The organism is Mycobacterium sp. E3298, assembly GCF_001666895.1.
GTDB lineage: Bacteria > Actinomycetota > Actinomycetes > Mycobacteriales > Mycobacteriaceae > Mycobacterium.
This window is the reverse complement of the sequence record NZ_LZJB01000586.1, coordinates 1-968: the sequence shown is the minus strand read 5'-3', so window position 1 is coordinate 968 and position 968 is coordinate 1. Positions and strand designations below refer to the sequence as shown.

General features: G+C 74.9%; 1 protein-coding gene. It reads left to right on the top strand.

Annotation, left to right across the window (positions count from 1 at the left end):
* Positions 1-968: crosslink repair DNA glycosylase YcaQ family protein (locus tag A9X05_RS26810; protein WP_197499216.1), on the top strand; the 968-nt coding region annotated here is incomplete at both ends.

Here is a 968-nt window from a genome sequence, read left to right as displayed (position 1 = left end):
CCAGCGCCAGCGGGCCGCCCAATTGCTGGACGTGGCCCGCAAATACCCCGACTTCCCGGTCGTCCTGGAGACCGTCCGCGAATGCCTGCAGGACGTCTACGACGTTCCCGCCCTGACGTCACTGATGGCCGGCATCGCCCAGCGCAAGGTGCGGGTTGCCGAGGTCGCGACAGACCGCCCCTCCCCGTTTGCGGCGTCCCTGTTGTTCGGTTACGTCGGCGCATTCATGTACGAGGGCGACACCCCACTGGCCGAGCGCCGGGCCGCGGCGCTGTCGCTGGACAGCACGCTGCTGGCCGAGCTGCTGGGCCGCGTAGAGCTGCGCGAGCTGCTCGACCCAGACGTCATCGCCGCGACCGGCCGCCAGTTGCAGCACCTGACCGAGGACCGGGCCGCGCGCGACGCCGAAGGCGTCGCGGACCTGCTGCGGCTGCTGGGCCCGATGACCGAGGACGAGATCGCCGCCCGCGCCGGCGGCGCCGAGGTGGGCGGCTGGCTGGAGGGCCTGCTGGGTGCGAGGCGGGCGCTGACGGTGTCGTTCGCCGGCCGCAGCTGGTGGGTGGCCATCGAGGACATCGGCCGGCTGCGCGACGGGGTCGGGGCGCCGGTTCCGCTGGGGGTGCCGGCCGCGTTCACCGAGGCGGTGGCCGACCCACTGGGCGAGCTGCTCGGCCGCTACGCGCGCACGCACACCCCGTTCACCACGGCGGATGTTGCGGCCCGGTTCGGGCTGGGCCTGCGGGTGACGGCCGACGTGCTGGGCCGGCTGGCCGCCGACGGCCGCCTGGTGCGCGGCGACTTCGTCGCCGCCACCCCCAGCGCGTCCGGCAGCGAACAGTGGTGCGACGCCGAGGTGTTGCGCGTCTTGCGGCGCCGGTCGCTGGCCGCGCTGCGCGCACAGGTGGAGCCGGTGAGCACCGCCGCGTACGGGCGGTTCCTGCCGGCCTGGCACCGGGTGCCCGCCCAGA